The sequence below is a fragment of the Neptuniibacter sp. QD57_21 genome (assembly GCF_047778075.1).
GTDB lineage: Bacteria > Pseudomonadota > Gammaproteobacteria > Pseudomonadales > Balneatricaceae > Neptuniibacter.
On the sequence record NZ_CP180549.1, the window covers coordinates 2,860,248 to 2,886,420 of the forward strand.

The 26,173-nt window shown below is 43.6% G+C and carries 23 protein-coding genes; 7 read left to right on the forward strand and 16 right to left on the reverse strand.

Features of this window, described 5'->3' with window-relative positions; genetic code table 11:
* Positions 1-116 precede the first annotated feature (116 nt).
* Positions 117-2,564, reverse strand: coding sequence for a putative bifunctional diguanylate cyclase/phosphodiesterase (locus ACMXYS_RS12910; RefSeq protein WP_415896774.1), 2,448 nt, complete (start codon positions 2,562-2,564; stop codon positions 117-119).
* 202 nt (positions 2,565-2,766) lie between these two features.
* Positions 2,767-3,597, reverse strand: coding sequence for a hypothetical protein (locus tag ACMXYS_RS12915; protein ID WP_415896775.1), 831 nt, complete (start codon positions 3,595-3,597; stop codon positions 2,767-2,769).
* Between the two features lie 192 nt (positions 3,598-3,789).
* Between ACMXYS_RS12915 and ACMXYS_RS12920 the strand changes: the two genes are divergently transcribed.
* The 3 genes from ACMXYS_RS12920 to ansA are packed head-to-tail and all read left to right on the forward strand — an operon-like array spanning position 3,790 to position 8,975.
* On the forward strand, positions 3,790-5,433 hold the full coding sequence (locus ACMXYS_RS12920; protein WP_415896776.1) for a FecR domain-containing protein: 1,644 nt from the start codon (positions 3,790-3,792) through the stop codon (positions 5,431-5,433).
* Positions 5,430-7,898, forward strand: a complete 2,469-nt coding sequence (locus tag ACMXYS_RS12925; protein WP_415896777.1) for an EAL domain-containing protein — start codon at positions 5,430-5,432, stop codon at positions 7,896-7,898. The genes ACMXYS_RS12920 and ACMXYS_RS12925 overlap by 4 nt, the downstream gene beginning before the upstream one ends.
* A gap of 60 nt (positions 7,899-7,958) precedes the next feature.
* A complete protein-coding gene (ansA, locus tag ACMXYS_RS12930; protein ID WP_415882064.1) occupies positions 7,959-8,975 on the forward strand; it encodes an asparaginase in 1,017 nt (338 codons plus the stop codon).
* A gap of 3 nt (positions 8,976-8,978) precedes the next feature.
* Here ansA and ACMXYS_RS12935 read toward each other — a convergent pair whose 3' ends face one another.
* Positions 8,979-9,383: a phnA protein gene (locus ACMXYS_RS12935; protein WP_415882065.1), complete on the reverse strand. Its 405-nt coding sequence runs from the start codon at positions 9,381-9,383 to the stop codon at positions 8,979-8,981.
* Between the two features lie 190 nt (positions 9,384-9,573).
* On the reverse strand, positions 9,574-10,098 hold the full coding sequence (locus ACMXYS_RS12940) for a hypothetical protein (protein WP_415896778.1): 525 nt from the start codon (positions 10,096-10,098) through the stop codon (positions 9,574-9,576).
* Between the two features lie 118 nt (positions 10,099-10,216).
* On the opposite strand from ACMXYS_RS12940, the gene purT reads away from it, so the two are divergent.
* On the forward strand, positions 10,217-11,398 hold the full coding sequence (gene purT / locus ACMXYS_RS12945) for a formate-dependent phosphoribosylglycinamide formyltransferase (RefSeq protein ID WP_415896779.1): 1,182 nt from the start codon (positions 10,217-10,219) through the stop codon (positions 11,396-11,398).
* A 399-nt stretch (positions 11,399-11,797) separates the two neighbouring features.
* The gene (locus tag ACMXYS_RS12950) at positions 11,798-11,998 is read left to right on the forward strand and encodes a transcriptional regulator (RefSeq protein WP_415882068.1); all 201 of its coding nucleotides are present in this window, start codon (positions 11,798-11,800) and stop codon (positions 11,996-11,998) included.
* A 15-nt stretch (positions 11,999-12,013) separates the two neighbouring features.
* Here ACMXYS_RS12950 and ACMXYS_RS12955 read toward each other — a convergent pair whose 3' ends face one another.
* The 6 genes from ACMXYS_RS12955 to ACMXYS_RS12980 all read right to left on the reverse strand — a co-directional run bounded on the left by ACMXYS_RS12955 (position 12,014) and on the right by ACMXYS_RS12980 (position 17,793).
* Complete coding sequence (locus ACMXYS_RS12955) at positions 12,014-12,946, reverse strand: nucleoside recognition family protein (protein WP_415896780.1); 933 nt, start codon at positions 12,944-12,946, stop codon at positions 12,014-12,016.
* 103 nt (positions 12,947-13,049) lie between these two features.
* Positions 13,050-13,595, reverse strand: a complete 546-nt coding sequence (locus ACMXYS_RS12960; RefSeq protein ID WP_415896781.1) for a DUF3299 domain-containing protein — start codon at positions 13,593-13,595, stop codon at positions 13,050-13,052.
* An 11-nt stretch (positions 13,596-13,606) separates the two neighbouring features.
* Positions 13,607-14,866: an ABC transporter permease gene (locus tag ACMXYS_RS12965; RefSeq protein ID WP_415896782.1), complete on the reverse strand. Its 1,260-nt coding sequence runs from the start codon at positions 14,864-14,866 to the stop codon at positions 13,607-13,609.
* The gene (locus ACMXYS_RS12970) at positions 14,863-15,564 is read right to left on the reverse strand and encodes an ABC transporter ATP-binding protein (RefSeq protein WP_415896783.1); all 702 of its coding nucleotides are present in this window, start codon (positions 15,562-15,564) and stop codon (positions 14,863-14,865) included. Before ACMXYS_RS12970 ends, ACMXYS_RS12965 begins: the two co-directional genes overlap by 4 nt.
* Positions 15,565-15,577: 13 nt before the next feature.
* Positions 15,578-16,285 (reverse strand): ZrgA family zinc uptake protein, encoded by a 708-nt coding sequence (locus tag ACMXYS_RS12975; protein WP_415882073.1) that lies wholly within the window; start codon positions 16,283-16,285, stop codon positions 15,578-15,580.
* Positions 16,286-16,374: 89 nt separating this feature from the next.
* The gene (locus tag ACMXYS_RS12980; RefSeq protein WP_415896784.1) at positions 16,375-17,793 is read right to left on the reverse strand and encodes a PLP-dependent aminotransferase family protein; all 1,419 of its coding nucleotides are present in this window, start codon (positions 17,791-17,793) and stop codon (positions 16,375-16,377) included.
* Between the two features lie 109 nt (positions 17,794-17,902).
* Here ACMXYS_RS12980 and ccoG point away from each other — a divergent pair, with 109 nt between their 5' ends.
* Complete coding sequence (ccoG, locus tag ACMXYS_RS12985) at positions 17,903-19,309, forward strand: cytochrome c oxidase accessory protein CcoG (protein WP_415896785.1); 1,407 nt, start codon at positions 17,903-17,905, stop codon at positions 19,307-19,309.
* A 157-nt stretch (positions 19,310-19,466) separates the two neighbouring features.
* Here ccoG and ACMXYS_RS12990 read toward each other — a convergent pair whose 3' ends face one another.
* Positions 19,467-19,703, reverse strand: a complete 237-nt coding sequence (locus ACMXYS_RS12990) for a GIY-YIG nuclease family protein (protein ID WP_415896786.1) — start codon at positions 19,701-19,703, stop codon at positions 19,467-19,469.
* A gap of 502 nt (positions 19,704-20,205) precedes the next feature.
* On the opposite strand from ACMXYS_RS12990, the gene ACMXYS_RS12995 reads away from it, so the two are divergent.
* Positions 20,206-21,525: a prolyl hydroxylase family protein gene (locus ACMXYS_RS12995; RefSeq protein WP_415896787.1), complete on the forward strand. Its 1,320-nt coding sequence runs from the start codon at positions 20,206-20,208 to the stop codon at positions 21,523-21,525.
* An 82-nt stretch (positions 21,526-21,607) separates the two neighbouring features.
* On the opposite strand, the gene ACMXYS_RS13000 is transcribed toward ACMXYS_RS12995, so the two are convergent.
* The 5 genes from ACMXYS_RS13000 to ACMXYS_RS13020 form a co-directional block, all read right to left on the reverse strand.
* Positions 21,608-22,444: a hypothetical protein gene (locus ACMXYS_RS13000; protein ID WP_415896788.1), complete on the reverse strand. Its 837-nt coding sequence runs from the start codon at positions 22,442-22,444 to the stop codon at positions 21,608-21,610.
* Between the two features lie 14 nt (positions 22,445-22,458).
* The gene (locus ACMXYS_RS13005) at positions 22,459-22,902 is read right to left on the reverse strand and encodes a hypothetical protein (RefSeq protein WP_415896789.1); all 444 of its coding nucleotides are present in this window, start codon (positions 22,900-22,902) and stop codon (positions 22,459-22,461) included.
* 661 nt (positions 22,903-23,563) lie between these two features.
* On the reverse strand, positions 23,564-24,199 hold the full coding sequence (gene nth, locus ACMXYS_RS13010; protein ID WP_415882079.1) for an endonuclease III: 636 nt from the start codon (positions 24,197-24,199) through the stop codon (positions 23,564-23,566).
* A gap of 21 nt (positions 24,200-24,220) precedes the next feature.
* Complete coding sequence (locus tag ACMXYS_RS13015; RefSeq protein WP_415896790.1) at positions 24,221-25,189, reverse strand: GGDEF domain-containing protein; 969 nt, start codon at positions 25,187-25,189, stop codon at positions 24,221-24,223.
* Positions 25,186-26,166, reverse strand: coding sequence for a response regulator (locus ACMXYS_RS13020; protein WP_415896791.1), 981 nt, complete (start codon positions 26,164-26,166; stop codon positions 25,186-25,188). Before ACMXYS_RS13020 ends, ACMXYS_RS13015 begins: the two co-directional genes overlap by 4 nt.
* Positions 26,167-26,173 lie beyond the last annotated feature (7 nt).

The following is a 26,173-nucleotide window of genomic DNA, read 5'->3' on the forward strand; positions in this document are numbered from 1 at the left end:
TCATGGGGTAAGCTGTTTGCATTGAATTATCCAGTCTCAATTTGGAGCCACTCTAACGTAAAAACGAGGGTCATTCTATAGAGGTCTTTATACCAATAAAGTTCCAAGCCAAGGTCTTAACTTTCAACCGAGTCTTTTAAATAAGAGCCACAAAGACTATTTGGAGGCTGCGGCCTCTCAATATAGAACCCTTGAAAAACATGGCAGCCAACTTTATTTGCCATGATTAACTGTTCTTTTGTTTCCACGCCTTCCGCAATAACGCGGAGGTTATAAGCTTTAGCTATATTGATCACAGCTTCGACAATACATTGACTTTTGCTGTTTACTCCCAGCTCCTGCACAAAGGATCGATCGATCTTCACTATATCAATTGGTAGATCTTTTAGATAACTCAATGATGAGTACCCTGTACCAAAATCATCTAGGGCTATCTTGATACCTAAATCTCTAATTTTTTGTAAGCGGCTAACGGCAAACTCAATATTCTCTACAGCTACCGTTTCCGTAATCTCTAAACAGATATTTTTAACATCTGCGCCAGCCTGTGTAATTGCCTCTTTTAATGCAGGAATCATATCTGCCTGATAGAACTGTAGTGGACTGATATTGATCGATAAGTACCAACCTTCTCGCCAAAAACCGCTTTTCTTCCACTCCACAATCTGTCTTGAGCATTCACCTATCAGCCAATTACTCACCGGAACGATCATGCCACTGACTTCCAAACTAGGAATAAACTCTATCGGTGGAACTAAGCCACGTTCGGGGTGCTGCCAACGAATCAATGCCTCGAAGCCAAATACCTCACCGCTTACATCAACCAAAGGCTGGTAATGAACACAAAACTCTTCTCGTTCTAGTGCCGAATGTAATTGGCTCTCCATATTCTGCTGTTTTTCAACAGCCGCGGTCATATTATGGTGATAAAACGCGTATCCATTACGGCCACTCTCCTTTGCATGATACATAGCAGTATCAGCAAAACGCATTAGGTCATCAATACCCTTATCAGCAAGCGGATAAAGCACAATACCTATACTCGCACCGATACGCAGCTGATGCTGTTTAACCTCTATAGGTTCCGCCAAAAGTTCTAACAGCTTTTCACATACATGTTCGATATCTTGTGTGACTTCAGCTTCATTGCCATCAAAGGACTGCAGAAGGATAACAAATTCATCTCCGCCTAATCGCGCTACCGTATCACTGGCTCGTACTTGTTTAGTCAAAATATCCGCTACCTTTTTCAGTAACTGATCCCCGACACTGTGCCCTAAAGAGTCATTAATCGTTTTAAAGTGATCCAAATCGATAAATAACAAACCATTACATTTACCATTACGCTGACTATTCGCTAAAGAGAGCTCTAAACGGTCATTGAGCAGAGTACGATTAGGAAGCCCTGTCAGACTGTCATGGTTTGCCATATGGCTTATATGGTCCTGAACCATCTTCTGTTCAGAAATATCTGTCGCGGCAAATAACACTACCGGTTCAGAAAAATACTCAAATGGCGCAGCCTGCACGGTATAGTGCATAGTTTTCCCGCTTTTATGAGTCCAAGTAAAGTCACTAATTTCCGCTTCGGTTTGGTGTACCTCAACACAGCGACGAATGGACTCAAGTTCAGCTACCTCTTCAATATAGGGATGGAGAGTGAGCAAAGCATTACCAGATATTTCCGCCACTGGCCGTTGGTAAAACTCAGCAAACTGACGATTCGCAAATAAAATATCGCCATCTTTATTAATTGCCATGATCAACTGCGGGACCTGATTGATCAATTGAGTTAAACGGTCTTCACTTTTAGACAACGCCTCATGACTCTCTCTTAATTCATTTAATAAATTGTGAACAGTAGAGATAAATTCATTGCCCGCATGATTTAGTAGACCTAACTCGGTCTCTTTATGTACATCAGATACCTGTAGTTTGACCCCTTTACTATCATTTAGGTCAACACTTGCAAACTGACGCGCCAACCTGGCTAAAGGTTTAGTTAAGACAACATGAAAAATCGCAATGAGGCAGATTGCTAGCAGCACATTACGTACTAAACCAGCAACAAAGATCGTTAATGCACGCTCAAAAAATGGCTGAAATGCTTGATCTTTATTGACAATTACCTGAAGTTTTCCTGGTGCTATATCAACAAAGCCAGGCGCCTGAAGGTCTAGAGTATAGGTTTTATGAGCGCTGGAGATTTTTTCGGTTAGCCAAAGCGTAGAAGACTTCTTTACTGGGTCAGGTACTACTTGTGAAGCAAGGACCTCCCCTAATTCATCCGAAATTTTCACCTCAGCAATAAACGAATATTGCATCAAACCAAAGACAACTTCTTTAGCGAGTGTATGGTCTAAAGTGTGTACTGCACGGGTCGCTGGTGGCTTACTAGCATTAAGGATTTTATTAATGGTTTTATCAAACTGACTATCTTGCTCGTGAAAATCTTCCAAAACTTGGGCAGAAGTCAAAACTAGGCCAATGACAAACGCCATAACGACTGAATATTTGGCTAGCCTGAAAGCTAATCGCTGTTTAACTTTGAACACTTCTGACATCCAGATTCCACTGTCTTAATATATACCAGTGATCAAACTCCCTAATTAAGCCCGCAGCAGCTTAAGAGCCCTCACTTCAGCATAGATTAGATATACTTCTTTAACGCCTTTATTTTGTTTTTTGACGCATTTCTAAGCAAGACTGTATAAGGCTCGGATCACGCTCAAACATCCATGGATGCGTAAGGCTTAGGAACAGACTTCAAATTTCAATATTATGCTTTAGTAACTTCCTAGTTAATGCTTCATCTAACTGTAATAAATCTTCATCCTGGATTTCAATACAGGCACAATTATTTGCTTTAAGAAGCTCTTTTTTACGCATCTTAGCAGATAGCTCTCTCGCTGTTACCTGATCCCCCCAATATTCAATATAAAGATGATATTGAGGTAGATAAAAATCAGCAAAAATCCTTTCAGTTAACGGGAGACGTCGCTTATAAGCATGTGCTAATCCAGATAAATATAACCAATTATCAATTAGGCGTTCTGCTTCATTCGCTACTAGATGACCATCGCAACAGATCAGTTCTTGGCTATTTAAACCAACTTTAACTTCTTCTATCCATTCAATTAATACCTCATGATCCAATACAGCATCAGACCATAAGACATAAGGAACTCCTGTGGACGCATTTTCCCGTTGATAAGCACCATTTTTCTCACCTAAAGAGGTCACTTGCCAACCTTTTTTATTTGCACGAATCCAAGCCATTTCATGAAGAACTTGCTCCATGACAGAACGGCTCAGTGAAAAATGCCTACTTAATTGAGTTACACTCAGTAAACCTGCATCAGGACTAGATAAGGCTTTATGCTCCGTAACCTCTCTTGGCCAAATAATATATCGACCAAATTTCTGACTTTCTCGGTACTTACCACCTTCAAACTCACCCTTGGCCGTTAGCTTCCACGCATCCTCGTGACGCTCAATCCATCCTAAGGTTTCTAACTCAGCAAACATCTGCTTCGTTGTTTTCTTGAGTGCCTTAGCTAAAGCTGAAGTCGATAAAGTTTCAGGTATTTCAGACATTCTGTTATCCGGACCGAAATTAAGCAGCTAACATGATTAAAACATTATGACAGGAAAAGCACTCTAAAATCGCGTTATGACTTATACTTTTTAATAAGCTAAAGGGATGTAACTCAAACTTAACTCCTGACTAAAAAATTCTGTTCTAATCTAGATCAGCATTTGCACAGAAATAATCAAAGGATTCTGATTATGGCTACTAATTTCCCTATAAATTTACCTCGCGCTATAGCAATGTCATGCTTGCTATTAGTAGCACCAAATACGATGGCCCAAGAATGGGTTTATTCAGTGGTAGAAGGGGACACTCTGTCCGAATTTAGCCAAAAACATCTCTACAAAACGTCCTATTGGAAACAGCTCCAGAAAATTAACAATATTACTGACCCTAAACGCATTCCCGAAAACACCAAACTTAGGGTCCCTCTTGCTTGGGTTAAGTCTCAACCAGCCTCTGCCGTTGCGACTGCGATTGAAGGGGATGCCACAATAATCAAGCACACTGACAATAGCCAAGAGGTACTCACGCTCAAATCAAAGTTTAACTTGGGCGATCAGTTGCTTACGGGAAACCAAGCGAGTGTTATTGTCCGTTTCGCAGATGGTAGTGAGATGCTGGTGTTACAAAACTCACAAGTTAGCTTTAATCACCTACGTCAATACGGTGAAACAGGTATGGTCGATTCTCGAGTTCAACTGATCTCGGGAGAAATTGACACCGTAGCACAGCCACAAAGGGGTGATGGAGCTCGTTTAGAAATCCATACCCCTGCAGCCATTTCGGCTGTCAGAGGCACTGAGTTTCGTACCGCGTATTCAGCTGATAGCAATTCGGCACGTATCGAAGTGCTTGAAGGCGGAGTTGCTGTAAAAGGCGCTAAAAGAACACGTTTAGTCAGATCAGGCTTCGGTACAACCGTTGAAAAGAATAAAGCGCCAATGGTGCCTAAGAAGCTGCAACCCGCACCAACGCTGCTAGAGCTCCCGGAAGAGATACAGCAAATGGGTTATGAAGTTCGCTGGAATGAAAATTCAAAAGCAGCCAATTACCGCGCGCAGCTTTCAAAATCAGACCAGATGACAACGATTTTATGGGATAGTCACAGCCCTCGTAACCGAATCAATCTGCCAGACCTCGCAGACAATACTTATTATCTACAAGTTAGAGCCATCGATCATGATGGCATTGAAGGTTTCGCAACAAACCAAGAAATCATTCTGAATGCGCGCCCACAACCACCATTCCCTATGACGCCAGCGAATAAAGCGACGCTTAGAGGACAAACACCGTTATTAGAATGGACCCGCTCAAGTGATGCTGAAAGCTATGTAGTAGAGATAGCAACAGACGCTAACTTCCAAAATATTGTTACATCTGATTCAGGCCTAACCACACCCAACCTAAATCTGACAGGCTTGGTCGAATCACAAACCTATTTTTGGCGTCTGGCGAGTGTTGATAGCAAAAGAGAACAAGGCCCGTACAGCGATACTCGAGTTTTTGATGTTAAGCCTATACCGGCAATCCCTCAGCCTGAGCTAGAACAAGATGAACAAGAGGTAAAACTGTCATGGGCGTCCAGCGAATATGAGCAAACCTATCAGGTACAAATTGCCCGTGATCGTAAATTTGCAACTATCCTTACAGATACAACCGTGGCAGAACCAGAAATAGCTATTCCTCGGCCCGAAGGTTATCGCTACATCCGAGTAAGAGCATTGGCCGATGATGGCTATGCAGGTGCTTGGGGTGTAACTCAGGAGCTTACCCCTCCTCCGAGTGATAGTTGGGTTTATGTATTTGGATCATTTGTATTGACCATTTTGCTGTTATGATTAAACGCCGATTACAACAATTGATAATTCTGGGATTACTCTTTCTCAGTATTGTGATCGGCTATAATAGCTCCCTACTCCAACGTGTTGACCTTATTGCTTACGACACCCTGATATCTCAGGAAGCGGATGATCCACCTGAAAATATCGCAATCATTGCAATAGATGACGCTAGTTTATCTCAATTAGGACGCTGGCCTTGGAGTCGAAGTGTCCACGCTGATCTGCTTTCACAACTTACAGAAGCTAATACCTCAGCCGTTGCCTTCGATATTCTCTTTTCTGAAACAGACAGTCCAGAAGCCGATCAGGACTTTGCCAGAGCAATCGCCCAACATGGCCGCGTAATTTTAGCTATGGCGCCCGAAAAATCAGACACCCCTGAAGGGATCAAAGAGCTACTACCTATCCCGACTTTAGCCGCGCCCAGTGATGGCATTGGTCATGTAGATACTGAAATAGATGTAGATGGCATTAGTCGAAGAGTTTATCTTTATGCGGGCTTAGGCGATCCTCATTGGCCAACTTTGGGTCTAGCGCTCTACCAAAGCTCCCAAGAGGCACAAACCAATCTCCCTTTTAAAAAATCTGCGTCCCCGTCGGGCTTAGGCTGGCTTCGCCAGATCCCCTTTTTGATTCCATTTTATGGCCCCCCTGGAACTATCCAGCGCTACTCATATATCGATGTGTTTAACGGTACAGTAGCTCTAGAGGAGCTAGCAAACAAAACACTGTTAGTTGGAGCCACTGCATCAGGTATGGGTGATTCGCTTAGCACACCAGTCTCAGGACAACATCAGCGAATGCCGGGCGTTGAATTAAATGCCAATATTGCAGCGGCTCTAATGGATAGACGATTTTTATTTGAACTCACACCTACTGTCAATCTACTTATAACGCTGGGACTTGCACTTACTGTTTTACCTTTTATGCATCTATTGCCGCGACGTTATTACCCACTAAGCATACTCTTTGCCATTGCAGTAACCATTGGCCTAACCATCACCTTATTTAATGAGCTAAAGCTATGGTTTGCACCTACCAATGCGCTAGCTCTACAAATTTTATTCTTTATTCTTCTTAGCTGGAAACGCTATAACGCCTCACAGCGACAGATCACAAAGCTAAACAAAGAAGTATATCAACAGCTGAATTTTGATCCGATTACTCACCTACCTAATCGCGAGATGATAAAAAGCCAGCTTGATACTGCGATCGCTGAAGCGCAAGAAGCTGAAATCATTGCTTTTCTAGTTATACAACTGAGCGGTATTAAAGAGGTAAATAACCGACTGAGTATCTCGGCAGGTGATAGCGCACTAAATATAGCAGCTCAGCAAATAAAAACCGCTGTAGGTTTCCATTACCCTGTGGCGCGCTTAGGTGGGATCGAGTTTGCAGTGATGTTGCCAAAGCAGGCTGATCAAAGTAATGCAGAGCAAATTGGCCGCCGATTACTACAGCTACTTCGCCTACCCTTTCAACTGCAAGATCAACATTTCTTCTTTAAACCGTCTATCGGCATCAGTCTGTATTCCCAAGATGGCAACGAATGCGACACTCTAATCAATAACGCCTATACAGCTATGCAGAAAGCAAAATCAAACCCTAAACGGGAACTCTGTTTTTATTCCACCAGCCTGAAACAACAAATCCTTGATGAGTCGTCGTTAGTTGCCGATCTCCATCAGGCTTTAAGTCAGGATCAATTTGAAGTTTATTACCAACCTCAAGTGTTAAGCTTAACCGGACAAGTTATCGGCCTAGAAGCCTTATTACGTTGGAATCACCCAAGGCGTGGACCTATATCCCCAGCAGTATTTATCCCAATCGCTGAGAAAAGCGGATTGATCATCGACATTGGTGAATGGGTTATGGAAACCGCCTGCCACCAAGCAGCCGCATGGAATTGGCAAAATGACAAGCCGATACGTATCGCCGTCAATTTGTCGGCTGTGCAGTTCCGTGACGAAAAACTTATCGAAAAAATTGAGCGTATACTGCAACAGACTCAACTATCTCCACAGCTACTTGAAGTCGAGTTAACAGAAACAGCCTTAATGGAAGACCATCAAGAAACTATCTCTACGCTTAACCATTTAAAAGAGATGGGCGTACAGATTGCTATAGATGACTTCGGTACGGGCTACTCCTCCTTAAGCTATTTGAAACAGTTTCCTTTGGATCGCATCAAAATCGATCAAAGCTTTGTCCGCGATTTGGATAAAAATGCGGAAAGCGCAGAGATAACCCAAGCGATTATCACAATGGCACGCAGCCTCAAACTCCAGATCATTGCTGAAGGTGTCGAAACTCAACAACAACGAGGTTTCCTGCTCACGCAAACCTGTGATGAGCTACAAGGATTTTACTTTAGTAAACCGCTTCCTTCTCGCGATATCTCCAAATTAATCAACCAATCTCGCTATCTCACCCCTAATGATCGAAGCCAAAAATCCGATTGAACCGCTTTTAATCTTCCACCGTTCAACGTATATATAACGGGTTAATTCTGGAGATTGGAAATGAGTCAAAACGTTCTACTCATCTATACTGGCGGCACCATCGGCATGCAAGCCTCTGATAAAGGCTATGTCCCTATGAGTGGATTTGAAGATGTCATTCGCAGCAGACTAGCACACTCTCACCATTCAGCCCTGCCTGATTTTGAGATGATTGAACTAAACCCGCTCATCGATAGCGCTAACCTTGAACCATCACACTGGAGCAAGATCGCTGATTTGGTTATCCAACACTATGAAAAATATGATGGTTTTATCGTCCTGCATGGCACTGACACCATGGCTTACAGTGCCTCTATGCTGTCATTTATACTTCAGGGGTTAAACAAGCCTGTGATCTTTACAGGTTCGCAAATTCCTCTGTCTGAATTACGGAATGATGCGCTAGATAATCTAATCACATCGATGATTTTGGCGGCATTTCATCCCATTAATGAAGTTTGCATCTACTTTAGCGGAAGACTTTTACGCGGAAACCGCGCTAGTAAAGTGAAAGCTACCGGGCTAGATGCGTTCGATAGCCCTAATTTTCCTTGGCTTGGTCAGATCGGTTTGCATATTGAGTTGCACAACAGGCTCTTTTTTCCTACAGAGAAAGAGAATTTCATCTCGCCACCGTTTGATCCTAAAGCGGTGTCTATCTTGCCGATCTATCCCGGTATCTGTGGACAACTAGCATCTAGCCTTCTCGAAAGTGAAGGATTAAAAGCAATTATCCTTAGAAGCTACGGCGTTGGTAATCTACCCGATAGCAACAAAGCGTTATTGAGCGCTTTGCATAAAGCTCACGAAAATGGGATTGTTATCGTTAATATCAGCCAGTGCTTACAAGCGGATATTCTCCAAGGACAATATGCCTGCAGCGAAGCTTTAAATGAGATCGGTGTTATTTCTGGGGGAGAGATGACCTTAGAAGCAGCCTTCTGCAAGCTTCATTATCTGTTAGCAAACAAGTTATCTGTGGAAGATATTCGGAAACAATTCCCTAACAGTCTGTGTGGCGAAATAGATACTGATTAGCAATTAGGGGATATCAATTTCCTCTAACCATGTTTGTTCATCAGGCTCTAAATATACCTGCTCAAGCAGCTCAACTGCCCAACGTTCCTGCTGAGCAATGTTTTGCAACATAGCAATCGCCATCACTTTTACAGCAGGCACAGGGCTCCAAATAGAACTGTTAAGGCAGCGCCAGTGATTATTATCACGTATTTTAGGGCGCTCAATCTGTTGCGTGCAAACATCACAAATCATGATGCAATGTTCAAAGTTCGGCTCCGTCAAAATAGGCGGCACCTCAAATATGCCTAATTTCACGCCTTGCGCATTACATAACTCACAATGAGAACTACAACGGCGCACCAGATCTTTGCCAAATAACGATAAACCGTGATGTCTCTCCTGATATCGTGCGTGACCTCTGGACATAATACATCTCCTTCTCCTTCCCTATTTAAGAAATAGCATAAACGCTGTTATATGAAAGAAATCTAAAAAAATAATGGCGAGAGTCTCTGAGCCTTAAATAACAAGGGGCGATACCATGAACGGTATCGCCCCTTTCTGCCGGATGGATACTCCGACTAATCGGCCTTCTCAGGCAAAAGGTCTATCTATGTCATGCAGCCTGTTGATGATCCCAGTGCAGGTGAATAATCTCGACTAACGCTTTAGGGCAATGCTGCCGTATCAACTTATGAGTTTCCGTCATTCGCTCTGCGGGAATATCCACCATGACTAGCACACCCCCTTGCTGTAAAGCATGCTTATACTTTGCCAGCAAATGTACCGGAGTGTCTTCACCAACCAGCTTTCCGAGCCATCCTCCTAAACCTATTCCAAGGATGCTACTTATGACCACTGTGCCACCGCTGACTACTGAGCCAACCGGACCTAACACTGTGGTTGCCACAAGGCCAGCTGCGAGGCCAAAACTGCCTCCTGCAACCATGCCCCAATCTAGATCATTTTCACGTTCGGTTGTTTCTATGTCGGTCGCGGCGCGCGCTGATATTTTCTCGATTAGAGATGCGTCTTCAGCTATAAAGTGAATAGATTCGTCTTCGATCCCAACCGCCAGAAAGTCAGCCACAACAGAATTTACTTGTGACACCGTAGGGGCGAGAAACACTAGCCTTCTCATGACCCTTAACCCTAAAAACAACACTTTTAGAGTATAGTTTATACCCTTTTTTCTGCTGGTGATTAGCGCGATTTGCACCGTATAATGCTTGAAATTTTTTCACGCAGAGGATTGGACAATGCTGCACATAGGGACCCCTTTATCAACTTCAGCTACCCGTGTATTAATGTGTGGTGGTGGCGAACTAGGTAAAGAAGTTGTCATCGAATTACAGCGTTTGGGAGCGGAGGTTATCGTTGTAGATCGCTACCCAAATGCGCCAGGAATGCAGGTAGCTCACCGTAGCCACGTTATCTCCATGCTAGATGGCGAAGCACTTCGTAAAGTGATCGAAGAAGAGAAGCCAGATCTTATCGTTCCAGAGATCGAAGCGATCGCGACAGATACACTGGTTGAGCTAGAAAACGAAGGCTTCAACGTTGTACCTACAGCTCGTGCAGCTCAACTGACAATGAACCGTGAAGGGATCCGTCGTTTAGCTGCTGAAGAATTGGATATTCCAACGTCTCCATACCAGTTTGCTGAAACCTACGAAGAGTACAAAGACGCGATTACAAACGTGGGGATTCCATGTGTTGTAAAACCGATCATGAGCTCTTCTGGTAAAGGCCAAAGCACGATTAAATCAGAAGACGAAGTAGAAGCAGCTTGGCAATATGCTCAAGAAGGCGGTCGCGCTGGTAAAGGTAAAGTGATTGTCGAAGGCTTCGTTGATTTCGATTATGAAATCACGCTTCTCACTGTTCGTCACGATAGCCAAACAAGCTTCTGTGAACCAATTGGTCACGTTCAAGTGGGTGGTGACTACCGCCAATCTTGGCAACCACAAGAGATGAGCGACAAAGCGCTGGAAGTCTCTAAAGATATCGCAGAGAAAGTTACAGCAGCACTTGGCGGTCACGGCATCTTTGGTGTTGAGCTGTTCATCAAAGGCGATCACGTTTACTTCAGTGAAGTATCTCCTCGCCCACATGACACTGGCATGGTAACGATGATCTCTCAAGATCTATCCGAATTTGCGCTACATGCACGTGCAATTCTAGGTTTGCCAATCCCGAATATTCATTTCCACGGCCCTTCTGCATCCAGTGTTATTTTGGTTGAAGGTGAATCCAAACAAGCACGTTTTGGTAACCTTCAGCAGGTACTTGCAGAGCCTAACACTCAACTACGTTTATTCGGCAAGCCTGAAGTAACAGGTCAACGCCGTATGGGTGTGGTACTAGCGCGTGACAACAGCGTGACAGAAGCTAAAGAGAAAGCGATTCGTGGTTCTACCGCGATGAATGTTGAGCTTTAATAGTTCAAACTTTCCTAATTCAGGCAGATCTTCGTATCTGCCTGAATTTTATGGAACCTTTAGCGTTTCTGGATAACTAAGGAACCTAAGAACAAGTCTTATACGACTTTGCTATGCCCCTTGGGTACAGGCTTACAGAGCAATTGAAGCACGAGGAAATGATTACAGGCATGCTGGTTGCCTGTCGAAAATCATTAACAAAGTGATTCAGTTGCTCTGAAAGCCCCAAAGGGTGGGGTCTAAAACGACCATCTACTTTGTCAGCCAGCTTGAAAAGGTCTAGACATTTCGCTGCACTGGCTTTCGTGTATCTGGTCGTTTTATAACCCACTGAGAAAGTATTAGACTTATTCGCAGGTTCCAAAGTACAAACGCTCAAAACTAATAAGGATAAGCGAAATGGCTGAACCAAAATGTCCAGAATGTAAGGTAGAAGGTATTGAACACATTGTCTCTAAAGACAGTACCGAACAAGCCAAAGACAGCCATGCCTGGTTCCAAGTCGCTTATTGTGACAGCTGTGGACATATCTACGGCGTATTTGCAAAACACACCATTCCAGCGGGCAAGATAGGTCCGCAACTTGTCCTGAACCGCTAAAAAAGTGGACCTGATTTAGAAAATAATCAGGTGCATGATTCCCCTAACTGTCATACCAAATAAACCACCGTATACGGCATATCTAATGACTTGCCCAATACGTTTGCCAGCAGCTGCAAAGATAGCGACACCGAGAACATCAAGTGGGTTGGTTGCAAAACCGGCCATACGGTTTAGCTCATTGACGGTGATTAAGCCCTGATTGACCAAATCGATTGTCACGCCCATAAAGGCCGTGCCACCAGCAATAAACTTAGTCACCAATGGAAGCACTGTGGCTTCAGGTAAACCGATCAAACCCAAAGCAGGTGCTAGTGCCGAGCTTAACAAACCGATCGCTCCAGTTACCTTTAAGATATTGACGAAGCAGATCGCTAAAATCAGCATGGGTAGCATATCGAGAACAAGCTTCATCCCCTCTTTACCACCCTCGCCAAGTAACTGCATAACCGACTTTTTACTGCCAGCTTCCGCTGCTATCTCTGTTTCTTGAGTATCTGGATCAGTCAGGTTTCGCGTTAAAAGATAATAGGTAAACGCTGCAGCGGCTAAGCCTCCCACAACAGAGGTAAGCAAGGTCACTCCTAAATCCAAACCCACAGCGCTTAGCGGAAAAGTCGCATTAGCTTGTGACATGGCTAACACCATCGCTAATGTAGCTGCGATATAACGGCGCGAAGTACCGTTTTTATCCATTAAAGTTAAGGTGGCTAAAGGTGCGATAAAGCTGACAAACAGTAGCTTTAACATCGCCAATACACCTAGGCCTGGAATACCAAAGATGCGAGAAACTGGGGCCAACATATTAGAGATCCAGCAAAGTACACCTTTCGCCTCTAATAGCTTCATGAGTGACAACATCACAACCATGATCGGCAGTAGGATATACAACCCCATATCTAAGCCAGAACGGCCAGATTCAAGAATTAGCTCAACAATTTGATCCACGGGGGCAAGGTCTCTAAAAAGTGGTTAGGCCAGGAATTTTACCTAGCCCTTACCCCTTAAACCAGCTATTCCTAATATTTTTTGTCAATTGGTAAGACCAATATTAAAGATCGTAAGGCTCGATCTGGAAAGCTTCCATAATATAACCGGAGGTCGCCATATCATTGCTGACGGTCTCAGTGTTAATACGCCCTGTTACCCAAACGGCATCATAAAGGTTTTCGACATGAGTACCCGGTTCAAAATTGACGTGAATAATTTGGTTCGACGGTGGCGGTGGAACATGGATACAGGCTCCAAAATAAGGCACCAAAAAGAAGGTCGTTACGGTTTGGCCTTCAGATTCTAGAGGCACAACATAACCAGGAATCCTGATCATTTTCCCGTCGACCTCAGGAACGACTGGAGCAGACTGCATTGCAGCCATCATTTGATCCAACAACTCCTGCGCTTTGGGATCAAAATCATCGATCATGGCCATCTCATCAGTGATGCCCAAAAGCTCATCTAACGAGAAGTCCGCTGGCATTAACTGTTCCCACTCAACCTCTTCTACTTTTTCACCATTTAGCATATTTGCCGCAGCAACATTACTTAACGCCAACAAAATTAGGCTAAATAGCCAAACGGGGAATCGCCCACTGAGCATTACACTCTCCACTAAATTTTAACTGCTACACCATCCGCTAGGGATTGTTTGTACGCTCGATATCCAGGTACAGCACCAACCACTGTGCCAGATACCAATAACACAGCAATGAGCTGCCATTGCCATAAGGTAGGCCCAGTAATACTTAACCAAACACCAAATTCTGTCTGGAGCCAAGGTGCTAATAATAGCAAGTTTAAGTACAACAAGAGCATGCCCAATATAATACTGATCGCTGTAACGAGAAAAGATTCCAAAATTAGTAAAGATAATATTTGCCAGAGACGCGCACCAACCGAACGAAGAATCGCTATCTCCCTGCGTCGCTCATTAAGGCTGGCTAACAGCAAGGTCATCAAACCTAGCATGCTGGATATGATCACGAGACCAGACACCACCAGTAATGCTTGTTCGGCCAAAGAGAACATCTGCCATAAGGACTGTAAGGCCAACCCCGGAATAATCGCTTGTAATGGTTCTTTTGAGTATTGGTTGATGGATCTTTGCAGGTGGAAAGTAGAAAAGCGGGATGTTAGCCCGAGCATAAACGCCGTGATCTGCTTTGGCTCTAGCTCGCTTAGTTGCTCTTCCGTGTAAACCCCGCTCGATCCAGGTATCTGAACCCCTGCTTTCCAATCGATATGTATCGCTTCTATAGCCGCTAAACTCACATGTAATGTTTGATCTACGGGGGTCCCTGTAGGCTCAAGAATGCCTACGACCTTAAAAGGCTTATCATCATGTTCGACCAGAGAGGCATTACCGCGACCATGAGCGATCACAACAGAATCGCCTAACTTGTATTGCAATTTTTCCGCTACATCGGAGCCAATGACAACATCAAACACTCCTTCAAACTCTTTGCCTTGCTCCAAAGCTAAAGGTTGTTTTTTGCCGTAACGAAAGTACTTAAAGTAATCAGATGAAGTTCCTAATACTGGGTAACCACGATGGGAATCACCCAATGAAAAAGGAATGCTCCAAGCAACCTTTGAATGACGACTAATCGCCTGATAGCTACTCCACGAGAGATTATTGGTAGCATCGCCTAAGCGGAACACCGAATAGAGCAATAAGTTGATGGAACCACCCTTAGCCCCAACAATCAGGTCGGTACCAGATACAGTGGAGGAGAAACTGCTTTTAGTTTGAGTCCTCAGCGTGTCTACCGCCATAACCAGCATGATACTTACGCTGAGCGACAAGACAGTCAATAGGATAGTACTCTTACGATTAAGTAAGCTCTGCCAAGTTAAACGAAATAAGATCACAACGTGAAGCCCCCATCAGTACTAGGAACTAATCGTTCAACCCTCGAGAAGTACTGCTCTAAGTTTGGATCATGACTTACCATCATCAAGGCAGCCCCAACCGATTCACACTGCTTACATAAAAGCTGCATAAACATATCTCTATGTTCAGTGTCTAAAGCCGAGGTGGGTTCATCCGCAATAATTAGCTCAGGTGAGCCAAGCATCGCCCTAGCCACAGCCACACGTTGCTGCTGACCAGTGGAAAGCGCGAGTACCTTTCGCCCTGCAGTTAGGCTATCCCCCAAACCTAATTCCCGCAGAAGATACTCAGCCCCTTTAGTAACACTACCGTATTTTTCTTCAGCTCTCGTTTTGCGAGAAGCAGAGAAATGGCAAGGCAACGCGACATTGTCGATAAGATCGAGATGAGGTAACAGATTAAATTGCTGAAATATAAAACCGATATGGTCAGCACGAAAACGATCCATCTTCCGAGAAGAAAAGGCACCTACATCTTGCTCTAGTATTTTGATAGAACCAGAAGATGGAGCAATCATACCGCCCAATAGATTGAGCAATGTACTCTTACCACTTCCTGAAGAGCCTTTAATAAAGACACTTTCGGCCTGCTTTAACTCAAAATAAGGAACCGTGATCCCGTGAGAATGACGGTTCCATCTAAAAGTTAAGGCATCAATTTCAACAGCGCTTGGCATTTTGATTCCTTAATTAAAGCTCTAAGACCCTCTGCTTAGGCGTGAGTTCCACAGAGCGGATATCGGCACCATTTAGCACGTTTACTTTCACAGTTTCCATGTGAGGGAAATGGCTAAAGAAATCTAATGTTACTGCATTTATTTTTGCAGGGTTAACACACTGGAAGTGATAATGCGCTGTAATGTTGCGATGCGTTTCTTCACCGTGATCATGATGCTTTTCATGGTCATGATGATCTGCGTGATCGTGGTGCTTATCGTGGCCATGATGGTCTTCATGTTTATGATCGTGGTGATCAGAATGGTCATGGTGATCATCATGCTTGTGATGGTCATCTTTATAACCGTGGTGCTTATCATGATGAACTGCATGGTCATGATGTGCGTGCTCATCTTCCTCTTCACCGATCGTTACTTTAGCGTCATCAACAATACATAGCGCATCGTCTGGAAATTTAACGCGAGCATAAGCATCTTTTAGCTGCTTAGTGGCACTCTTAATTTTTTGTTTGTCTTCAGCACTTACCGCTTCGTGCTCAAAACCGGCAATGTTCATTAGAGGGGAACGTAGTTCCATCTCCGCAACGTTACCTTCAATAACAAAATTTAGCTCGGCAATTCCATGAACATGAGCTTCATGTTGATGGCTTTCAGCCATAACAGAACTTGCTAACACGGCTGTAGATACCGCCGCTAAACGAAAAGCTTTATTTAAAATCATCTCTAAACCATCGACACAGTTAAAATTGTTATAACATAACAATATACTATAGTTACTCCGCTCAAATCCATGACCGTTTACTCGGTATTCTAATTCGTTTGAGTCTCTTTAATTAAGCAAGCTAAACGAATCAAAGCACCACGACGAGCCTCATTCCAAGCATGAGCAAAACTTAAACGTAAACAATTACGATACTGGTTTTGCGCTGTAAACAAATTACCTGGGGTGATTAATATGCCTTCACTTCGGGCTTTCAAATACACCGAAGTCAGATCGTAGCTGTCTTCTAATTCTACCCATAAGGTCAAACCACCTTGCGGCTGGCTCACTCTAATCACACCCAATTCGCCCCACTCTTGAGAGAGTAACTGAATCAGCTGATCCCTCTGCTGCTGCAACAACATCTTTTGCTTTTTCAGATGTTTCTCATAAGCCCCCTCTTTGAGGAAATCGACCAAACCTTGTTGAGTAAATTTATTTAGGGCGAGAAGGTTTACCATTTTAAGTCGCATCAACTGCTTTTGCTCAGCTGCAATGATCCAACCTAAACGCAGTTCTCTAGAAACTGACTTGGAGTATGAACCGCACAGGATGACACGATTTTCACGGTCCATACTTTTTAATGGGGGGACCCTCTGACCAAAGGCTAAGTCGCCGTATATATCATCCTCAACCACGATAAAATCATGTTTACTCGCCAAGGCTAAAAGGTGCTTACGCGCAGAGACCGACATCAAAGCCCCACTCGGTGTCGCAAATGATGGCGTCACTATGCAGGCTTTAATCTCCCACTCTTCTAACGCCTGTTCCAGCGCCTCTGTCGACATCCCAGTATGGGCTGAAACAGGAATCTCCAGCACTTTTAATCCCATGCTCTCGATAAGTTGTAGCACGCCATAAAAGCCTGGTGATTCAACCGCAACAATGTCTCCAGCTTCACAGCTCAATTGCAAAGCCAACGAAAGCGCATGCTGACAGCCCGCGGTAATAGTGACGTCTGCGGCACTAAAATGACAACCAGTCCGACGGTAACGTTCCGAGAGATGCTCTCTTAACTCCAATAAGCCAGATGGCTCATCATAATATTGGTGGTCATTACATTTCTGTCGGCGTAACGCTCTGCCAATACTGCGATTCAGCTCAGTAATACCCACCGGCATATCCATATAGCCTTGCTCTTGGGGAAAGATATCGAAAGCAGCATTACGCTCCATAATGTCGCGAATAAGATCACTCATATCGACAAGCTGAGGGGCTACGGAGAGTTCAGGACGAGAGGGTGTAGGATGGGCTTTAGGCAAACTACAGACATAAAACCCTGATTTAAAACGAGACTCGATCAAACCCGCTGCTTCCAAGCGCTGGTAAGCATGAATCACCGTTGCTTTAGATAAGCCTTGTTGTTCACACTGAACGCGGATCGAGGGTAGTTTGCTCCCCGCAGGAAGATCGCCATTTTTAATCGAATCGGCTAACGTCTGCTCTAAATTTTGGTACAGAAAATCCATAGTCCCTCCACAATCTGTACCTATTATAATTATTTTTTTTAAACCTGCCCCTATAATTTGCATTCCTGTACAGTTGTTCACAATCACCGATGAGCAAAGTGAGCACAACATGCAACAACAAGGTAACAGTGAGATTCCTATCACTATGATTCAGGAAGCTCCCCCTCTTCCCGGCAACGGAAAATTTCATGTTCGTCTAGTCGAAGGCTTCTATCAAAACCTTAGGCGCTTCACCAGCTGGCCAATGCTGGCACTCTTCTTTGGACTTGTATGGGTTCGTATTAATGGTGATCCACTGGTTTTATTTGACTTTGAAAGCCACCGTATTTTCCTTTTTGGTGCAGAATTTTCTTGGTACGACCTACCGGTATTAGCGGGTTTATTGATTGCTGGGGCCAGCCTGTTGTTTTTTATGGCCGTCGGCTGGGGGCGTATCTGGTGTGGCTTTGCCTGCCCTCAATCAATCTGGACTTGGATCTTTATCCGCATCGAAGATTGGACCGAAGGGCGCGCCGCGCTACGATCAAAATCTGAAGAGAAATCCCTGACAGGCGTTCGACTGGTTCGACGCGTTCTGAAACATGGCCTTTGGCTCCTCGTTTCAGTCGCTACAGCGATTACGTTTAGCGGCTATTTCGTACCTATAGAGCAGCTACTGCAATCGATCTTCAGCTTGGAAGCTTCGCTCTTTGTATTTACGTGGATTATCTCCATGGCACTGCTCACTTACTTCAATGCGGGGCTTGTCCGCGAAAAAGTATGTTTGCATATGTGCCCATACTCCCGCTTCCAAGGAGTGATGTTTGACGAGGATACACGTACCGTCGCTTATAACCCGCTACGCGGAGAGCCTCGTACTCACCTACGCGGTAAAGAGGAAAATCCTGGCGATTGTATCGACTGCGGTATCTGCGTTCAGGTTTGTCCTACTGGAATAGACATTCGTGATGGGTTACAAGCCGCATGTATCGATTGCGGTGCCTGTATTGATGCCTGTGATAACGTCATGACTAAGTTAGGTCGACCAACTGGACTCATTGAGTTTTATTCTGAAAAACAGCTACAAGCTATTGAGACGAATACACCGAAAGAAGCACCGCCGAAACAACCAATCCTGCGCCCAAGATTGATTGCTTATATGACCATTCTGATTATTACCGTATGGGGTGTTGTTTACGGTATGCATAACCGCACAGAGTTGTTAATTGAAGTAGCTAGGGAACGTGGTCAGCTTTACCAAGTGGTAGGTAATGAGGTCTGCAATAGTTACCAAATCGAGTTGGAATCCTTCTTGCCTGATTTGAAACAGCTGTCTGTTAGCGTTCAAGGTGTGGATAGCGATCAGCAGTTCAAACTTAAAGGTCATGCAAAGATTGAATTAAATAAACAAAATGCGATCAAGATTTATCAAGTATGTGCAGTACCAGACAATTTAGATAAAAGCACGCAGATCCAGTTTAATTTCAGAAACGAGACCTTCTACACCTATAAAGCGAGTACTTTCCTTACTCCCTAATGCAGGACAACCTCTTCGATCATAATCAGGTGAATTTTAGGGTGCCTACCAACCCTACCCCACAGCGGTTGGCAGGATCTACAGTTCGAGAGGGCCTGATTATGATTTTCCCCAATTGCCGGTAATCACTGCCGGCAATTTTTTTATTTTATTCAAACTACCCTTCAGCTAAACGTTCTTTTTTCTGACGTGACAGACGTTTGATTTCGTATTCGCGCTTAGACGCACTAGCACGATCAATATGTTCCTCTTGCCAATAAAGTGATACTGGCCTGCGTACCCTTGTGTATTTAGCCCCGCCCACCAGCTCGCCATTATGCTGGCGAATGCGACGTTCAAGATCTGTCGTGATACCTGTGTATAGGGTTTCATCCGCACACCTCAAAATATACACATACCAATTGCTCTCTTTATCCTTCAAAAACTCTCTCTCACTCTAAACACATAACCTAAGCATTACATTTTCCCCATGAGATTCTTAAAACCAGACAAGCATTCAAACACAAGACGGCTATAGAAAGCCCCAATGTAAGTACCTACATACGCTATAGATCCAATAATACCTAAGCTTTATTTTCCCTTTCTACATAAATTAAAACAATGATTACACACAATAAAAATCTACGTAAAAACTATGTGGACAGAATCTGCTAGCTCTTTTTGCTGAAGAATCAAGTGGAAATTAACCAATTGAAAAATAAGCATTTTAAAGAGTGAATAATTTTACAACAACTAACGCAAACTCCGCGCCTATGGTACTTACAGCCAGCTACCCAAAACTTATTAAGAAAGTTATCCACAGATTTTATGTATAACTCAACACTTTCTTTTTACGCTATTAACTCTTGCAACTGCTACTCTGAATATATTCATCTGGATCAAATAGGTTATAGGCAATGGGCGACCCTGTTATACCAACCGAATGGCAAAATTGGATATATGAAAACCGTTCCAAAAACTGTGACCCAGAAAAAATGATCGAAGTCCTCTGTGACGAAGGCTTTCCTAAAAGACAAGTAACTGAAGCTGTCATCTATGCATTGAATGGAGGAAGTTATCACCCTCCATACATTCCAAGAGCAAGGTATGAAGGCGATGATGATATAGAGATTTATTCAGTAAAAGACTTTCTAAATGCGGATGAATGCCTTCAACTAATAGAGCTTATGCGTAATTACCAAAGGCCTTCAACAACCACCAATGATATCGAGAAATATAAAAACCACCGCACAAGTCATTCTAGTGATTTAGCCTTACTTAATTCCCCTTTTGTTCAAGAAATTGATCGAAGAATATCTAAAATGCTAGATATTTCTCCTGCTTTTTCTGAAGGGATACAAGGACAATGGTACAACGTAGGAGAAGAGTTTAGGGAACATACAGATTATTTTGAACAAGATTGCAACGAGTTTGAACAATATGCTCGAAATACAGGACAACGCACTTGGACTTTTATGATTTATCTAAACACTGTTCAAGAAGGAGGAGGCACTAATTTCCCGAAATTAAATCACTGTTTCACACCAGAACAAGGTAAGGCAATTATCTGGAATAACTTAACTCCTGAGGGCTTTCCCAACCCCTCTACTGTTCACCACGGTATGCCTGTTATCAAAGGATATAAAGCTATAATTACCAAATGGTTCAGAACTAGAGGAACAGGAAATATTCAATATAGACTTAAACATGAATATATAAGACCTCATACACAAACAGGCTTTTTGAAAAAATCTATTCCGTCAAAATTATTCCGTTATCTATTACGATTCTATACCAATTATCGAAGCTCTGATTTAGAAAAAGTCCAAACAAAATTAACGGAAAATCATCAAGAAATATCTCCTGACACAATTGAAATACCTCCTGAACTTCAACACGAAATACATAAAACGCTGCAACCTCTAGCTGAAGCTTGGAGTGGATGTTTACTAAAACCTTTAGTAATTGATGAAATAAATATTTATTCAGAAGGCTCTACAACAAAATATGGGCGGACAGAATTAGGCGCGATTAGCATCCTTTTAAATTTACACCAAAAAATTGAGCGCCCCTGGCCAATAATCATTGAAGATCATTTTTATCGATCGCACAAGGTTTCACTTGTCTCAGGCCAACTACTTATGTACGAAAGTAAGCGGTTACTTCCTTTTAGCCCTGTCCCATTACAAGGGGAACATTGCACCTGTATGCTAGCCCATTACGAACTTGATCAATAACATGCATATATTAAAAAAGGGCGCTCTGCGCCCTTTTAAAACCTAAACATATTATAGTTATGTGAATTAAACTGCTGTACTACTATTCACGTTCAGCAGCAAATGTTGTGACATGCTTCGCATCAAAGCTACTTCCGTCTTTATTATAAAACTCCTTCGTAATATCAGCACTGCCGCCTACCCCTTGTGCTTCAGACCCATAGAAAGTAGCCTCAACTGAGCCATAGATATTACGTTCGTAATCAACCCCTTTTATTTTCACATTAAGGTCACCGGCGGATATAGTATCAGATATAAGTGTTGTCTCATCAATATACCCACTTGCGGTAAAACCTAACTCGCCTATCACAGCACCACTAGGTCCAAACTGTAGAGCGCCATCTGCACCACCGTTGAATACTCCTTCCCAGCTACCGCCATTAGAGAAATCGATTTCCAACTGTACACTAGCCCCGAACCCAGTAGCTCCGGTATAAGTAGCCGTTACATTTTCACCTAATCCATCAACGTAATTATTGTACTGATCTAACGTAGTTCCAATACCGTAGACAAATGTTCCCAAAGCACCATCAAGCACGTATGTTGGATCTTTAGGTGAATTCCCTGGTGGGGGATTGAGCGTAAACGAACCATCTCGCCATGTTCCCTGGAACATATAAACTTGGTCATCCTCACCTTGAGTGAAAATACCATATTCTGCAGGCACGACTAAGGTACTTATTTCTCCTTCTTCTTCCCCCATGATTCTGACAAGTAAAGTGCCATCATCACCAACTTCTGGAGGCTCAATAAACTCCATAGAAACTATCTCATCAGCTCCATCTGGATTTACAGTGAAAGATTGAATAGCAGCCAATAAATCATCCGCGTCACCTTCCCCTAGAAGGATTGTAAATGTCCCTAATCTAGGATCCGACACATCTGTAGCATTTTTCAAACGGCCTTGCCCTTGACCATGAATACATCCTGATTCGCTTGGTCGAACACAATCAACATTGTCACTACCCAAATAATGGCTTGAGTAACCACTAACTGTTGGTACTGGCCCAGGGCCGGGTCCAGGTCCAGGTCCAGGTCCAGGTCCAGGGCCAGGTCCAGGGCCGGGTCCAGGGCCAGGTCCAGGTCCAGGGCCAGGTCCAGGTCCAGGTCCAGGGCCGGGGCCAGGTCCAGGGCCAGGGCCAGGTCCAGGTCCAGGTCCAGGTCCAGGTCCAGGTCCAGGTCCAGGTCCAGGTCCAGGTCCAGGTCCAGGTCCAGGTCCAGGTCCAGGTCCAGGTCCAGGGCCGGGTCCAGGGCCGGGTCCAGGTCCAGGTCCAGGTCCAGGTCCAGGTCCAGGTCCAGGGCCAGGGCCAGGGCCAGGTCCAGGTCCAGGTGGTTCACTATCAGGAGGAATATTTACTGGAGGGGAGGTATCCGTCGGTTCATTTAATGCTAACCCATCATCTGGAAGAACAAATTCATCTCCAGCACCAGCAGCGAAAGCAAGTGCGATTCCTCCACCTACAGGGCCTCCAGCCGCTGTTGCGAATGGTAGGGCCCATGGTCCCCAATCTTCTACAGAATCAGGCTCATCTGGGTTATTGTTTTTAGGGTAAGCTGCCGCTTGAGCTTGCCCTGCAGCAAAGACACTGCTGATAGCAATAGCTATCAATTTTTTTTGAGACCACATAATGAGCCTCCATCTATACTATTTCTTCCAATGCATTCTTTTAAACAACACCTTTTACTTTCATCAGAAAGAAGAAAAAACCATCTAGGTTAACCAACTGTTTTTAAAGGCATTATCTAAAGACCTTTTATATTTTTAATACGCAAACAAAATTTTTATATTTGCTATTCAAACAGTATAGTCGTTACAAAAAGCCACAAGAGAACAGCTGTGCGATATTTAATCACGAAAATTACTATTTAATGGAATCAATTTCATACGCAATTAGAACAATGTCATACATCGTCCTATAGCTAGAGATAGATAGTAGGCCAAGCAAAGAGGGCTACTTATATTGATTGAATAAAAGCAAATAATAAAAAGAAAAGCCCGTTAGAAATCAGTCTTTTCTTTATACTCGCATAAGTCTTCAATTAGACAGGAACCGCATTTGGGCTTTCGGGCAACGCAGGTATAACGGCCATGTAAAATGAGCCAATGATGGGCGTCAATCAAAAACTCTTTCGGAACAAAACGCATAAGCTTCTGTTCAACTTCATTAACGTTTTTACCAGGGGCGATTTTAGTACGATTTGAAACGCGGAAAATATGGGTATCTACAGCCATTGCAGGCTGACCAAACGCGGTATTTAAAACTACATTTGCAGTTTTTCGCCCTACGCCAGGAAGCGCTTCAAGATCAGCACGATTATCAGGCACTTCCGATCCATGTTTGTCGACCAGTGCTTTGCAGGTCTTAATCACATTCTCAGCTTTGGTGTTAAACAAACCGATGGTTTTAATATATTCCTTCAAACCATCTACACCAAGTGCGTAGATCGCCTCTGGAGTATTCGCAATAGGATAAAGTTTACGAGTCGCTTTGTTCACACCGACATCAGTAGCCTGAGCAGAAAGAATAACTGCTATCAGTAATTCGAACGGAGAGCTATATTCAAGTTCTGTCGTAGGGTGAGGGTTATCATCACGCCAACGCGTGAAGATTTCGTGTCTTTTTTGCTTATTCATGACTAGATATATAGAAGTGCTTTAGTTGTAATCGCCATAAAGGCTAACCCAATTACGACCACTCTGTTTAGATTTGTAAAGCGCTTGGTCAGCTTGTTCCAACCATTCTAAAGGCGTCTGTTGTTCATAAGTTAACTCCGACACACCCAAGCTAATAGTCACCTTTAATTCGTGCTCAGCATAAGGAACAACTAAGGCCTCAATACGTGAACGCAGCCGTTCAGCAAAGATCATCGCATTTTCGCCATTTGTACCCGTCAAAATTGCACCAAATTCTTCACCACCGTAACGTCCAAGAAAATCGGTTTTACGTGCCTGTTCTTTTAGTGCTTGCGCCACTGCTCGAATGATTTCATCGCCAGCTTGGTGCCCGTATGTATCATTTACCCTTTTAAAATGATCAATATCAAACATCACTAAGCTACAGACTTCCTGACTACGATTGAAGCGCTCAAATTCTTGATTAAGGCATTCTTCCCAATAGCCTCGATTATTCAGACCCGTTAATCGATCTTCTCGACTTAACGCTTTTAACTGATCGTTAGCCTGTTGCAATTCAATCTGGCCAGTTGCTGTATCCGTAACGTCGTAAATCAAGATCCCTACATGATCAACCTCTCCTGTTGGAGAAGTTAGCGGAATCAAGGTGACGTTTTGATACATGAATGGAGCACTGCCCGTAATCGGACGATTGCTCTTAAAATGAAAAAGGTAAGGTCGCTGTTCCCAAGATATATACGCAGGGTTTCTTAACAAAAAAACTGATTCCAATTTTTGCTTTAACCATCGACAAGGAAGCTCTGGAAATTTAGCAAAAATAGAATGCTCTGTTAGCTTCACGGCAGATATGCCGGAATGGTTTTCCATAAAGCCATTCCACAGTTTGATGAGACCAGCGCGATCTACAACAACCAAACCTACTTCAAGGTTTTGAATCAGCCCTAAAGTCCAATGCAGTTCATCGATCTCTTGGAAATTCTGACTATTCATTCAAAATAACTCGCAATCTTTTGTAATGCCGGTAAAGAATCTGGGGTAAATGCCAAAATAAGCTCACATTGAAAATCATATTCCGGCAGCTGGTAATCAATAGATATAATCATTGTTTGATCTAAAGATCCCACTTGATCACAAACCCTATCACTATCGTGCAGTATACTTGGGGTCGCTCTACTAAAAGAGAGGTCCAACTGTTGTGCAAACCCAGATATAAAAGCACCGATCAACGCATTAGCTAGCGACATTAATAGATCAGATTCAGAATACTCTCCATTCTCTGTCATCCCCATCAATCTTGCTACACGCTCTAAATTTCCGGTTTGCATCAATAACAATGCTTCACCTGCTACATCCCCGCCAATAAAACCCTGACTAATTAGCTCATGCTGGTTATCTGAGGCCACCTTAAGCTGATTAGCCAGATCAGTCGCGTTAATCATTTTGACCACAGGAATAGGCAGATGGACAAATGTATTCAATAAAGTGCCTAACATACTTCCAGCTTGCCCCATGGCGACATTAGCAATCTCTTGGTAATAGTCAGGCAAAGCTAAAGGTGTGTCGATCTGCTCTTCGACAATTACAGGATGTTCCAGTTCGCTCAACAAGCCAAACCGCTGTAGAACGTCGGAAATTACTTCTGGGGATGTGGGCTTTTTGATAAAAGCCAATGCACCTAGCTCTTCGACCCTTGATTGCGCCTCGGGCTGAATATCACCCGACACAACAATCACCATTGTGGGTAAGTCATCTTGCCGTATCCGTTCCAATGCCTGATAGCCATCCATAATCGGCATAGTCAGATCAAGGAAGAGAATGTCGCCTTTACCTGCTCTAATCGCTTCAAGCCCTTCTAGGCCATGCTCAGCGAACGTAACTTCAACATTCCAGCTACGCAGGGCTGACGCCATTTGTTTACGTGCTAGACGGGAATCATCACAAATAACTACAGGAACAGGCTGGCTCACGATCCTT